The sequence below is a fragment of the Streptomyces sp. NBC_00223 genome (genome assembly GCF_036199905.1).
GTDB lineage: Bacteria > Actinomycetota > Actinomycetes > Streptomycetales > Streptomycetaceae > Actinacidiphila.
The window spans coordinates 1,832,552-1,846,126 of record NZ_CP108109.1 but is presented as its reverse complement, the minus strand read 5'-3'; the positions used below and the strand labels follow the sequence as shown (position 1 = coordinate 1,846,126).

Below are 13,575 nucleotides of genomic sequence, written 5' to 3'. Positions count from 1 at the left end.
CACATCACCGTCAGCGCTTCCACCCTCACCCCGCCGCGCTCGACACGTACGCCTTGGCCGCCGCCTTCGCCACCGCTTCCACCCGGTCGATTCCGGCCTGCTCGGACTGCTGCCCCGACGTCAGAACGGAGATCAGCAGGCGGTGGCCCTCGTACGTGACCTCGCCGATGCTGTTGATGTCCCACAGGCCCGTGGCGCTGCGCTGCAACCAGCCGTTCTTCAGCGCGAACCCCGCGCCGTCCGAGTCCGCCGCCGACACCCCCCACCGCTGCCCCGCCGTGATCGACCGCATCAGCCCGGAGATGTACGTCCGTGAGGCCGGGGACAGCGGCGAGGTGGCGCCGAACACCGCCCGCAGCAGGGTGATTTGGTCGCTCACCGTGGTCTGCGTGAGCCCCCACAGGTCGCCCGGTCCGCCGGTCGTGTGGGACAGCCCCAGCGTACGGTTGGCCGTTGCGAGGCCCGAGCCGCCGCCGATGGTGTGCCACAGCGCGAGCGCCGCGTCGTTGTCGCTGCGCTCTATCATCGACTCGACCAACGTCCGTTGCTCCGAGGTGAGTTGCGTCCCCGCGCGCTGGTCGCGCAGCAGCAGGGCGGCGAGTATGTCGACCTTGACGATGCTCGCCGTGTCGTACGCGGTGTCGCCGCCGCTGTCGTACGTCACGGCATCCCCGCCCGCACCGGAGCCCGCGCCCGCACCGGAGCCCGCGCCCGCGCCCGAGCCCGAGCCCGCGACCGCCACCGACAGATTCCCGCCACCGGGCACGGCCGCCACCGCCGACCGCACGGCCGCCTTCACCGCCGACGCAAGCGCCTTGCTCGAATCCAGGGTCGCCGTCGCCACCGCCGAGGGGGAGGGGGAGGCGGACGACGACGGCGACCCGGTCATGGGGGCGGAAACGGCAGCCGAAGCGGTGGCCGAACCCGAAGGCGACGTGAGGACCCCGTCCGCGGCGGCTGTCCCCGTCGGCGCGGCCGACCGCTCCGACGTGACCTCCGCGGCCGGCGTCTCGTCCGACCCCGCCTTCGCCGACGGCGACTGCACGATCGTGGCCAGCGTGAGGACGGCGATCGCGGACAGCGTCGTCACGGACACGAACAGAGGCCGCGCCCACCATCGCGGCCCGAGCCCGAAGCCCGGCGGCACCTCGTCCTTCCCGCCCGTGTCGAGCGGCATCGCGCCCTCCCCACCTGCGGTGAAGACGTCCCCGACCTCCTGGTCCGCACCGAGCTGCGGCACGCCACCAACGCCCACGCCACCAGCGCCCGCACAGCCCGTGTCCGGCGACAGCTCCTCGCCGCCGGACGGCACATTCTCCTCCGCCGGAGCCACTTTGCCCCCGTCCTGCGGCGGCGTCTTCTCGCCACCGCCCACCGGCGGCCGTTCCCGTTCCATGCCGCAGACCGTAGGAACCGTTTCTGGGGTTCTTCTGAGAACGGCGTAGCAATCGTCTGAGAGCGGGACGAAGCGCCGGGACAACTCGCCCGCAGTCGGGACAGCCCGCCCCACGGACCTCTCCGCCCCCACATGGGCATTTCTTGCAGTCTCTACGTAAATTATTTCGCCTAATGCACGAAGTATTGCGCGTACGTAACCACGTCGTTACGATCCCCCGCACCAGACTTCCAACCCGCAGTTGCGGCGCGGGAGTTGACAGCCGATCGGAGGAGCGTCCAGATGGGTGTCACACGCCGGGTGTTCGTACAGGCCGCGGTCGCGGCAGGTGCGTTGGGGGCGATAGGTGTCACGGAGACCGCGACAGCCGGGAGCGCGGCCGCGGCCAGCGGCCCCGGTGACGTGGTCGGCAAGGTGACGGTCGGCTATCAGGGGTGGTTCGCGTGCATCGGCGACGGTGCTCCGATCAACGCCTGGTGGCACTGGAGCCCCAACTCCAGCCAGCCGCCGTCCCCGTCGAACACGGGCATCGTCGCCTGGCCGGACGTGCGCGAGTACACGAAGACGTACAACACCGCGTACGCGAACCTCGGCAATGGGCAGCCGGCGGCGCTGTTCTCGTCGTACGACCAGCAGACCGTCGATACCCACTTCCTGTGGATGCAGCAGAACAACATCGACACGGCGGCGTTGCAGCGGTTCAACCCGACCGGGGGCGAGGGCCCGACCCGCGACGCCATGGCGGCGAAGGTGCGCAGCGCCGCCGAGTCGCACGGGCGCAAGTTCTACATCATGTACGACGTCACCGACTGGACGAACATGCAGTCGGAGATCAAGACCGACTGGACCAACAAGATGAAGGCGTACACCGCGTCCTCGGCGTACGCCACCCAGAACGGCAAGCCGGTGGTGTGCATTTGGGGCTTCGGCTTCAACGACGACAAGCGGCCGTGGGCCCCGGCGCCGTGCCTGGACGTCGTGAACTGGTTCAAGGCGCAGGGGTGTTACGTGATCGGCGGGGTGCCGACCTGGTGGCGTACCGGGGACCGCGACTCGCGCCCCGGCTTCAGCGACGTCTACCACGCCTTCCACATGCTCTCGCCGTGGATGGTCGGCCGGATCGGGAACGTCGGCGACGCCGACAACTTCTACAACGTCGCCACTGTCCCCGACCTGGCCGAATGCGCCGCCCACGGCATCGACTACCAGCCCTGCGTGCTGCCCGGCGCCGTCACATTGCGCCAGCGCGCGCACGGCGACTTCATGTGGCGGCAGTTCTACAACATGACCCGCGCCGGGGTGCAGGGCATCTACATCTCGATGTTCGACGAGTACAACGAGGGCAACCAGATCGCCAAGACCGCCGAGACGCAGGCATGGGTCCCCACCAACTCCGGTTTCCTCGCCCTCGACGAGGACGGCACCCCCTGCTCGTCGGACTACTACCTGCGGCTGACCGGCGACGGCGGCCGGATGCTCAAGGGCCAGATCGCCCTGACCGCCACCAGGCCCACCCAGCCGGTGGTGTCGGGCGGCGGCGACACATCCGCCCCCACTGTGCCGGGAAACCTGCACGTCACCGGCCACACCGATACCACCGTCTCGCTCGCCTGGAACGCCTCCACCGACAACGTCGGGGTCACCGGCTACCGGATCCTGCGGGTCAGCGGCTCCACCAGTACGCAGGCGGGCTCCACCAACGGCAGCACCACCGCGTACACGCTCACCGGTCTCAGCCCCTCCACCGCCTACACCTTCGATGTGCAGGCCGTCGACGCGGCCGGGAACGTCTCGCAGCCCTCGAACCAGGTCAGTGTCACCACCGACGCGGGCGCCGGCTCGGGGACCACCAACCTCGCGCTGCACAAGGGAACTTCGGAGAGCAGCCACACCCAGGTCTACGGCTCGGGGAACGTCACCGACGGCGACCCCAACAGCTACTGGGAGAGCAACAACAACGCCTTCCCGCAGTGGGTGCAGGTCGACCTCGGCGCCGCCACCGGCATCAAGCGGATCGTGCTCAACCTGCCCCCGGCGACGGCATGGAACACCCGCAGCCAGACCATCGCCGTCTCGGGCAGCCCGGACAACGGCACCTTCACGACGCTGCTGTCCGCCGCGAGTTACACCTTCAACCCGGCGTCCGGGAACACCGCCACACTCACCCTGCCGTCGACGGTGACGACGCGGTACGTGCGGCTGACCTTCACCGCCAACACGGGCTGGCCGGCCGGCCAGATCTCCGAGTTCCAGATCTTCAACGCCTGACCCGGGGCGCCCCGAAGCCGGTCCCGAACTCACCGGTCCACGGGCGGACTTCGCAGACCGACCCCGGGGTGCCCGACCCCCGCGGCCCCGGGGTCACCGCTCACCGGCCACACGTCGGCGCCTCACCGGGCGCCGTCGCACAGCGCGTGGTCGGTGAGCGCCTCCACCGCCCGGTTCAGCCGGTCCTCGTCCACCAGCGCGGTCGTGGACGTGACCGACACCGTCACCGCGCGGCGGCCGTCCGCGCTCACCGCCGGCCGCCCGTACACCCCGAAACCGTCGCCCTCGTGCATGTAGTACGCGCCGCCGCAGGTCAGCGGCACGACCCGCAGCCCGAGACCGTAACCGCCCGGCCGGCCGGACGGCGGCACCGGCAGATCGTCGTACGGCACCGTCCGCCGCATCTCCCGCCACTGCCCGGCGGGCAGCAACCGCCCCGCGGCCAGTGCCCGGAAGAACGTGTTGAGGTCGGACGGCGTGCTGACCACCCCCGAGTCGGCGGTGTGCTGGAAGCTCTCCTCGGTCAGGTCGACCGGAACGCCGCCGGGCCCGTCGATCGTCACCCGCTCGTGCGGACCGACGAGGAACGGGTTCTCGCCCGGGATGTACGTGTGCCGCAGCCCGAGCGGCGCGATCACCCGGTGCTCGACCAACTCCCGCCAGCCCACGCCCGATGCCTTCTCCGCGATCATCGCGGCGAGCAGGTAGTTGGTGTTCGAGTACGCCCAGCGCCGGGGCGTGCCCGCGGGTCCGGGCGTGAACAGCGGCGGACGACTCACCGCGAGCGCGACCAACTCCCCTGGCGGAGTGGCGTCGTCGCGGTTCTCCTCGAAGTGGTTCAGCAACCGGTCCTGTACGCCGGGGTCGGTGATGTAGTCGTACAGCCCGCTGGTCTGCTGGAGCAGATCCCTTACGGTGATCCGCGCGCCGTCGTTGCCGTGGCCGCGCACGACGCCCGGCAGCCAGTGTTCCACCGTGTCGTCGAGTGACAGCCGTCGCTCGGCGGCCAGTTGGAGCACGACCACCGCCGTGAACGTCTTGCTGGTGCTCGCCGCCCGGAACTCCGGGTCCCACGGCACGGGCGCCTGCGAACCGACGCCCTCGGTGCCGTACCGGGCGCGCAGCGGGGCGGCGCCCTGGCGGTCCACGCGGGCGACGACGTTCACCTGCCCGCCGCCGGCCGCCCGTACCGCGGCGAGGTCCCTGCGCAGGGCGGCGTCCGTGTAGCCGTGATCCGCGCCGCCCGTCCGCGCCCCCGCCGGGACGGCCGCCAGTGCGGAGGCGGCCAGCGCGGAGGCGGCGAGCGCGACCGCCCACGCCACCACGACCGTACGTATCCCCGTCATCGCTGCTCGCATCGTTCTTCCCCGTCGACTCGCTCCGATGTGTCACGTCCGCTTCGCCTTCACCGGACGGGGCAAGTCAACGCGGCAGGCGCGCGAGGGTCGATGGAGCGGACGCCCGGTGCGGGGGTGGGGAAAACCCCAGGGGGAGGCCCACTTGGGCGTTTCCTGGGGACAACTCCCGCACCGGGTAGATGCGTTCGGGGCTGGGGGTCAGGAGCCGTCGGGCACGTACGTTTGGCTCAGATACGTCACCGGGACGGTGGCCGCGCGGGCGGTGTCACTGCTGGGCGCGGGCACGAAGGACACCTTGCCGGTGCCGGAGCAGGGCAGCGTGAGGGAGGTCGGGATGGCCACCTTGACGCCGTAGTTGGACAGGGTGACGATCCGGCCGACGGTCGGCCCGGACTCGAACTGCACGATCACATGGTCGCCGACCTCCCCGGTGAAGCCGGTGTTGGAGTTCGACACGGGGGAGGGCGCCACATAGACCACGTCGACGGTCTGGCCCGCGGCGGGGTGGCCGGTGAGGGGGACGGCGGAGGACTCGGGGACGGGGGTCGGGGGCGGCGGGAAGGAGACCGGGCAGTCGACCTTGATGACGGCGCCGGACGTCACGCCGTTGACCTGGCCGTCGAAGAGCTGCTTCGGGCCGATGAGCGAAGGGCTGATCTGCGCGGCGGAGGCGGCCGGAATGCCGACCGCCCCACCCGCCAGGGTGAGGGCCGCGAGGGTCCCTAACACGCGTGAACGGTAGTGCTTGCTGCGCATGGCTACCTCCGGAACGGGGACCGGAGCCGTCGGCGGCTCCGGTGGTGAAGGTGCGGGCTGTGCGGGAGCATGCAGCATGCTAGCGAGCGGGGTGCGGCCTGGCGCCGGCCGCAACGGAATTGGCCCGCGCGGGGTGGGGCGGGGGCCGGCGGCCGGGCGGGTCTCGCGTTTGTGAGACCCTCTCACGCTTGCGAGTCGGCGGGTGGCGGCTGGAACGGCTCGCGTTCGTTAGACCCTCTCAGGTTCGCGAGCCGGCGTACGGCTGGAGAGTGCCGCATTCGTTAGACCCTCTCGCGTAAGCGACTCGGGGTGTGCCCAGCCTGGGGGAGCGTCATGTTCGTTAGACCCTCTCACTTTCGTGAGGTGCTCACCGTCGGCGAGAGGGCCTAGCAACCGTGAGACCCTCTAACTCGCCGCCTCCGGAGAGGCTTTCGCAAGCGTGACACCCTCTAGCGCCGCGCCCGCCGCGCCCGCCGCGCCCGCCGCGCCCGCCGCGCCCGCCGCGCCCGCCGCGCCCGCCGCGCCCGCCGCGCCCGCCGCGCCCTCCGCGCCCGCCGCGCCCGCGCCCCCTGCCCCGTCCGGCGAAGCGAGCCGCCGCTGCTCCGCCTCCACGATCCGCCGCGCGAGCGACTGCTCCGAGACGTCCACCGCCTCCGGCGCCGACTCCGCCGTGTCGCTGTGCCGCGCGTACGCGTCGAACTCCCGCCGCTTCCCCGCCAGAATCTCCAGCAGCCGCTGATCCACACTGTCCGCCGCCAGCAGCCGGTGCACCTGCACCCGCCGCACCTGCCCCATCCGGTGTGCCCGCCCGATCGCCTGCTCCTCCGTCGTCGGCTTCACCTGCGGTTCGCACAGCACGACCACCGACGCCGCCTGGAGGTTCAGTCCCACCCCGCCCGCCTGGATCTGCGCCAGCAGCACCGCGTGCCCGCGCGCCGCCGTGAACTCGTCGGCCAGCCGCTGCCGTTCCCCCGCCGCCGTACTCCCGGTGATGACCCCCACCACCGCCCCCGCCCTCGCGCCCGCCCCGCCCCCGCCGGAGGCCCCCGTACCCCCGCCGGAGGCGCCGAGCTCCGCCCCCACCACCTCCAGCACACTCCGGAAGTAGGAGAAGACGACCACCTTCAACCCGTTCTCCGCCGCCTCCCGCACCACCTCCCGCAGCCGCCGCAGCTTCGCCGAGTGCGCCGGATCGGCGTAGGCCGCCCGCCGCATCGCCATGAAGTTGCCCGCCGCCACCGCCTCCCGGTACGCCACCAGGTCGGACGGGGACAGTTCGTCCCAGGTGTCCACCCGTACCAGCTCGGGCAGTTCGGTCAGCACATCGCACTGGTTGCGCCGCAGATACGCCGGCGCCACCGCCTTCCGGAACGCCCGCGGCCCCGCCGCCGTCAGACTCCGCCGCACCTGCGGCAGCAGTTCGGGGCAGACGTACCCCACGAGGTTGCGGAACTCCTCGACCCGGTTCTCCATCGGCGTACCCGTGAGCAGCAGCACATGCCCCGCGTGTCCGATCCACTCCGCCAGCGCCCGCGACCGCTGCGCCTCCGGGTTCTTCACGTAGTGCGCCTCGTCGGCGATCAGCATCCCCAGCGGCGCGGCGGGCCCGTCGTCCGCGACGTCCAGCGTCCGCAGCCCGTCGTACGTCGTGACCGCGACGTCGCCCGCGTCCAGCCACTCCTCCAGCGCCAGCCGGCGGTCGGGCCCGTGCACCCGGTACGCCCGCAGAGTGCTGCGCGACTCGATCTCGCGCACCCAGTTGACCAGCACGCTCGCCGGGCACACCACCAGGAAGTGGGTCTGCCCGGCCGCCTTGAGGTGCGCGATCGCCGCGATGGCCTGCACGGTCTTGCCGAGCCCCATCTCGTCCCCGAGCACCACCCGCCGCTGGGCCAGCGCGAAGCGCGCCCCGAACGCCTGGTACCCGCGCAGCGAGACCCGCCGGTGGGTGTCGTCCAGCGGCTGGGCGCGGACGCGTTCGACCAGCTCCGTCGGCAGAAAGCCCTGGGCCGCCTCCGCGTCGGGCGCCGGCCCGCCGAACTCGCCCAGCAGCCCGTGGAATTCGGCCGCCCGCAGCTCGAAGTCGATCCACGCCTCGGGCGCGGAGCCGGGCGGGCGCAGCAGGTCGACCGACGCCTGCGCGAAGAGCAGCGCGGTGTCGTCCGCCTCCGCCGCGCGCGTCACCTCGTCGATCCGGGCCAGCGCCGCCAGCGCGGCCGCCCGCTTCGCCCGCCCGGCCATCAGCATCCGCAGTCGCCCCCGGGCCGGCCGGGCCGCGGCCACGAGCGGGGACAGCTCGCCCTCCACCGCCTCGGCCGTCCGCCGCGCCCGCGCCGCTTCGGGCCCCGCCTCCACCAGCCGGTGCAGCGCCAGCACCAGCGCGGTACGCCGGGGGTCGTCCCGGTGGTCGGCCTCCAGCGGTACGGCGACGTTCTCCTCGACCGCAGCGGCGAGTTGCGCGGCCGCGGCCTGCGCCTGGGCGACGGTCGTACGGCCCACGCCGGGCAGTTGCTGCAAGGTGTACGCGCTCGCCCCGTACACCTGGCCGACGGTGGTGTATCCGGCCCGTTCCAGCGCCGAGACCCGCAGCCGGCCCTCGGTCGCGTCCGCGAGCCGCGCGACGGGCATCGCGTCCAGGTCCCGTTGGACCAGCTCCCGCCGGATCGGCCCCAGTGCCTCCAGGACGGCCGTCCGCGCCGCCTCGTGATCGGCCACGACCGTACGGGCGGCGGTACGCAGCCCCTCGGCCCGCGCCAGCACCTCCCGCGCCCGCCGCCCGGCCCCCACGTCGGCCGTGTCCGCGTCGGCCGCCGTCACGTCCACCGGTCCCGCGCCCGTCGTTCCTGCCCCCGCGCCCGCCGCCACCTCGCCGTACCCCCCTCGCCGCCGCCCGGCCCCCACCCTACGGCGAGCCCCCGTCCCGTCCCCGGGCGGCCGACCGTACGGCAGGATGGGGGACCGCGAGCCACGGCGGTACGCCCTGTGCGCCGCGAACGGACCGTAAACGTATCCGTGACCGAAGAGTCGAGTGAGGAGCACCCACATGACCACAGTCGCCGTCACCGGGGCCACCGGGAAGACCGGCCGGGTCGTCGTAGCGGAATTCGTGGCGCAGGGCCTGGACGTTCTGGCCGTGGACGTCGTCGCGGGCCCCGCCGACCGCGCCGCGATGTCCGGCCTCGGCGTGGAGTTGCTGTGCGCGGACCTGACCGACTACGGGCAGGCCGTCGACGCGCTGAGCGGGGCCGACACCGTCGTCCACCTCGCCAACATCCCCGCCCCCGGCCTCTTCCCGGCCGCGCACACCCTCAACACCAACCTGGCGATGAACAACAACGTCTTCCTCGCCGCCGCCCACAACAAGCTCTCCCGCGTCGTGTGGGCCTCCAGCGAGACGACGCTCGGTCTGCCCTTCGACGTCCCGCCGCGCTACGCCCCCGTGGACGAGGCGCACTACCCGTTCCCCACCTCGACATACGCCCTGTCCAAGGTGGCCAGTGAGACGACCGCCGGGCAGATCGCCGAGTGGTCCGGCATCCCCTTCGTGGCGCTGCGGCTGTCGAATGTGCACGTCGAGCGGGACTACGACCAGGTCCCCGGCTACTGGTCCGACCCGCACCTGCGCAAGTGGAACCTGTGGGGGTACATCGACGCCCGGGACGTGGCCCTGGCCTGCCGCCTCGGGCTGACCGCCGAAGTGACCGGCGCGCAGAGCTTTGTCATCGCCGCGGCCGACACGATCATGGACCGGCCCTCCGCCGAACTCCTCCACGAGGTCTTCCCCGGCGTCGAGTTGACCCGCGAGATCGGTGTGTACGAGACGCTGCTGAGTATCGACCGGGCCCGCGACGTGCTCGGCTTCGTACCCCAGCACTCGTGGCGGGACGCCGTGAAGCACTGAGCCCGCCGCGCCGAAATCCCGTGCACCGCCCGGCACTTCACCCCGTACGCGACCACGCCCCCCACAGCGCCGCGTACGGGCCGCCCGCCGCCCGCAGTTCGTCGTGCGTACCGCGTTCCACCACGCGTCCCGCGTCCATGACGAGGATCGTGTCCGCGCTCGCGGTCTGCGACAGCCGGTGCGCGACGACGAGGGCGCCGCGGCCCTCGACGACCGTACGGGCCGCGCCGTCCAGTACCCGGGCGGTGTCGCTGCCGCCCTCGGCCGTCGCCTCGTCGAGGATCACGACGGCTGGGTCGAGCAGCAACAGCCGGGCCAGCGCGAGGTGTTGGGCCTGTCCGGCGGTCAGTGGGTGGCCGCCCGCGCCGATCGGGGTGGCCAGGCCGTCGGGCAGGGTCGAGACCCATCCGTCCGCGCCGACCTCGGCGAGCGCCGCCGTGATCGCGTCGTCCGGCGCGTCCGGCCGCGCGAGCCGCAGGTTGTCGGCGACGGTCCCCGCGAACAGGTGGGTCTCCTGCGTGACCAGGGCGACCGTACGGTGCAGGTCCCGCCCGTCGATACCGGTCAGCGGCACCCCGCCGAAGGTGATCCGGCCGCGCCGCGGCTGCCGTATCCCGGCCATCAGCGTGGCCACCGTGGACTTGCCCGAGCCGGTCGTGCCCACGATCGCGACGTGGCGGCCGGGTTCGAGCCGGATGTCCACGTCGTGCACGACATCGGCGCCGTCGCCGTAACCGAAGCCGACCGCCGCCATGTCCAGGACGGGTTCGGGTCCCGGGGGCGGCCCGGCCTCGGCGGGGGCCGGGCGCGCGGCGGTGACGCCGATCAGCCGGGCCAGGCCCGCGCCCGCCTGCTGGATGCTGTCGAAGGCGCCGAGCACCGCGTTGATCGGGTCGAACAGCCCGGCGAAGAACAGCGCGGCGGTGGTCGCCGCCCCGACGCTCGCCGTACCGCTGTGCACAAGGACGTACGCCACCAGCAGGATCGCGCCCAGCCCGATGTACTCGGCCACGTTGAGCCGCCCGGAGAAGCGGGTCGCGGTGCGCGTGGCCCGGAACTCGTACTCCATCGCCTGCAGCGAGCCCTTCTCGACCCGCGTGTACTGTCGGCCGCCGAGCCGCAGCGCGCGGACCGTCGGCAGCGCGGCGAAGGCGCCGAGCAGGGCGGAGGTGCGGTGGCCCTCGGCGGTGCGGCCGGCCGCGTAGACCGGGCGGGACGTGCGCAGGTACCAGCGCAGCGCGAGCACCTGGAACGGCACGGCCAGCAGTCCCGCGACCGCGAACCGCCAGTCCAGCGAGGCGAGTCCGACCAGCGTGGCGAGGATGGCGAGCCCGGCCGAGACGAAGGTGCCCAGCGCGCCCTGGGCGGCCTCGGTGACGCGTTCGACGTCGCCGGAGACGCGCGAGACGAGGTCGCCGGAGCCGCCCGCCTCGACGGTGTCCACCGGCAGGGTGAGCGCCGTGGCGACCACGTCCTCGCGCAGCCGGGCGACTTCGGGCAGCACGACCCGGGCCAGCATGACGCCGGACGCCCAGACCGTGAGGGCGCCCAGTACGGCGGCGACGGCGAGCAGCACGACCGGTCCGACGAGCGCGGACCTGCCCTGACCGGTGACGACGGCCTGCGTCAGCCGCCCGATCGCGATCGGCCCGACCAGGCCGAGCGCGCTCTCGCCGACCATCACGGCCACGGTCGCCGCGGGCAGCCCCCACCGGCCGCGCAGGGCGTCGCGCAGATACGCCCTGATCTGCCGCCCGTCGGCGACGGGCAGGAGGGGGAGCGGGGTCATGGGGTTGTCCTCGGGGTACGTGCCGCTGCTCGCGGGGCCGGGTTCGGTGGTGGTCAACGGCTTTGCGGCCAAAGGGAGTTCGGGCGTCGTCAACGGCCCGGCGGCCAACGGGAGTTCGGGGGTCGCCGACGCGGACTCGCGCCGCTCGGCGGTCACTTGGTCAGCAGTTCGCGGTAGGCGGGGACGTCCCGCATCAGCTCGGCGTGCCCGCCGGTCACGACGTCGGCCGCGCTGTCCGCCGCCGTGGCCTCGCCGCTCACGCCCGCGTCGCGGACGAACACCACCCGGTCGCAGCGCGACAGCAGCGCCGGGCTCGTGGTGACGAGGATCGACGTGCGGCCGGCCCGTACCTCCCGCAGCCGCTCGGCGATACGGTCCTCGGTGGCCGCGTCCACGGCGGTGGTCGGGTCGTGCAGTACGAGGACGGGCGGCTCGGCCGCGAGCGCCCTGGCGAGGGCGACGCGCTGGCGCTGGCCGCCGGACAGATTCTCGCCCCGGTCGCCGACCGGGGTGCGCGGGCCGTCCGGGACGGTGGCGATCACCTGGTCGGCGAAGGCCGCCCGGGCGCCGCGCCCGGCCGCGGCGTCGTCCGGCGCGAGCAGGCCGATGTTCTCGGCGATCGTGCCGGGGAAGAGCACGGCGTCGTGCGGCGAGACCAGCACCCGGCCGCGCAACTCCTCCAGCGGAAGGGCGGCGATGTCGACGCCGCCGATCCGTATCCGGCCCACCGCCGGGTCACGTTCACGGGCCAGCAGGGCGGGAATCCGGGCGGCGAGCGTGGGCGCGGCCGCGACCACGCCGGTGAGCGCGCCCGCTTCGGCGGTGAAGGTCACGCCGTCGGCGCCCGCGAAGACCACGTCGCTCGCGTCCTCGGCAGCCGTGCCCCCGGAAGTCGCGCCCTCGAAGGCCGCGCCCTTGGAAGCCGTGCCCGCCACCGGGACCCCGTCCGCGACCTCGACCGCCGCCTCCGCCGTCAGCACCTCGCCGACCCGCGCCGCCGACGCCAGCGCCCGCGCGTACGACGCGCTCGCCGCCGACACCACCCGCATCGGCCCGATCACGAACCGCGCCAGCCCGAGCGCGGCCACGAACTCCCCGAGCCCCAGCCGCCCGGACAGCGCCAGCCACCCGCCGACCCCCGCGATCACCGTCAGATACGCCCCGGTGAACGCCGTCCCCACCGCCGTCAGCACCGACTCCGAGGACACCGCCCGCAGCGACGCGTCCAGCGCCCCCCGGCTCGCCCGCCGGTACTCGGCGGCAGCCGTCGGCTCGGCCCCGATGCCCTTGAGCACCCGCAGCCCGCGGATCAGGTCCTCGGCCAGGACGGCGGCCCGCCCGGCCTCCTCCTGCTCGACACCGCTGTGCCGCCGCAGCCGCCGCGAGACCCGGTCCTGCACGGCGGGCAGCAGCACCGTACCGGCCAGGATCACCGCGCCGAGCGGCAGCGAGAAACGCAGCAGCAGCACGGTCGAGACGGCCAGTACGGCGACGGCGGCGACGGTCGAGGCGAAGACCCCGGCGAAGGCGCCCACCCGCCCGGCGTCGCTCGCCGCCCGGGTCAGCAGGTCGCCGGGCGCCAGCCGTACGCCGCCGGCCGGACGTACCACCCGCTCGGTCACCCACATCCGCACCTCGTGGGCGGTGTGCTGCTTGGCCCGCATACTGGCCCGCGCGCCGAAGCGGTACGACATCGACAGCAGCAGGAAGTCCGCGCCCAGCACGGCCAGCCACAGCGCGATCGACCACCGGTCGCCGCCGGACACCGCGTTGCCGACCGTCGCGCCGATGACCACGGGGACCATCGACTCGCCGAGCTGGTGCGAGCTGTAGAGCAGGGAGGCGGCGACCAGGTCCCGCCGCCGTGTGCCCAGCGCCCGCCACAGCAGCGCCCGCGGCGAGGCCGCGGGCGAGGACCCCGGGGAGGCCGGCTCCGGTACGTCCCGTGAGGTCAGCGGAGGGGGCGCGGCGGGGGCGGCGGTCGTCGAGGCGGTCACATGATCGACGCTATGTGCGGCTCAGCCTGGCGTAAACACACCAATTCGCCAATCCGTGTCGCCCAACGGACAAACCCGCCCCGAGGTGCCCGCAGCTCGCCTCGCGGCAC

Annotated in this window: 8 protein-coding genes; 2 read left to right on the top strand and 6 right to left on the bottom strand. The window is 73.4% G+C overall.

Annotated elements, in window-relative coordinates:
- Positions 1-25: 25 nt before the first annotated feature.
- A complete protein-coding gene (locus OHA30_RS07750; RefSeq protein ID WP_328913058.1) occupies positions 26-1,396 on the bottom strand; it encodes a serine hydrolase in 1,371 nt (456 codons plus the stop codon).
- Positions 1,397-1,678: 282 nt separating this feature from the next.
- Between OHA30_RS07750 and OHA30_RS07745 the strand changes: the two genes are divergently transcribed.
- A complete protein-coding gene (locus OHA30_RS07745; RefSeq protein ID WP_328913057.1) occupies positions 1,679-3,664 on the top strand; it encodes a discoidin domain-containing protein in 1,986 nt (661 codons plus the stop codon).
- A 122-nt stretch (positions 3,665-3,786) separates the two neighbouring features.
- Here the strand turns inward: OHA30_RS07745 and OHA30_RS07740 are convergent, their stop codons facing one another.
- The 3 genes from OHA30_RS07740 to OHA30_RS07730 form a co-directional block, all read right to left on the bottom strand.
- Positions 3,787-5,010 (bottom strand): serine hydrolase domain-containing protein, encoded by a 1,224-nt coding sequence (locus OHA30_RS07740; protein WP_328913056.1) that lies wholly within the window; start codon positions 5,008-5,010, stop codon positions 3,787-3,789.
- 210 nt (positions 5,011-5,220) lie between these two features.
- The gene (locus OHA30_RS07735) at positions 5,221-5,751 is read right to left on the bottom strand and encodes a hypothetical protein (RefSeq protein ID WP_328913055.1); all 531 of its coding nucleotides are present in this window, start codon (positions 5,749-5,751) and stop codon (positions 5,221-5,223) included.
- A 432-nt stretch (positions 5,752-6,183) separates the two neighbouring features.
- Complete coding sequence (locus OHA30_RS07730; RefSeq protein WP_328913054.1) at positions 6,184-8,595, bottom strand: DEAD/DEAH box helicase; 2,412 nt, start codon at positions 8,593-8,595, stop codon at positions 6,184-6,186.
- 226 nt (positions 8,596-8,821) lie between these two features.
- Here OHA30_RS07730 and OHA30_RS07725 point away from each other — a divergent pair, with 226 nt between their 5' ends.
- Positions 8,822-9,679 (top strand): NAD-dependent epimerase/dehydratase family protein, encoded by an 858-nt coding sequence (locus OHA30_RS07725; RefSeq protein WP_328913053.1) that lies wholly within the window; start codon positions 8,822-8,824, stop codon positions 9,677-9,679.
- A 37-nt stretch (positions 9,680-9,716) separates the two neighbouring features.
- On the opposite strand, the gene OHA30_RS07720 is transcribed toward OHA30_RS07725, so the two are convergent.
- The gene (locus OHA30_RS07720) at positions 9,717-11,624 is read right to left on the bottom strand and encodes an ABC transporter ATP-binding protein (protein WP_328913052.1); all 1,908 of its coding nucleotides are present in this window, start codon (positions 11,622-11,624) and stop codon (positions 9,717-9,719) included.
- Entirely contained in the window at positions 11,621-13,465 is a 1,845-nt protein-coding gene (locus tag OHA30_RS07715) for an ABC transporter ATP-binding protein (protein ID WP_328913051.1), read from the bottom strand. The genes OHA30_RS07720 and OHA30_RS07715 overlap by 4 nt, the downstream gene beginning before the upstream one ends.
- Positions 13,466-13,575: the final 110 nt, after the last annotated feature.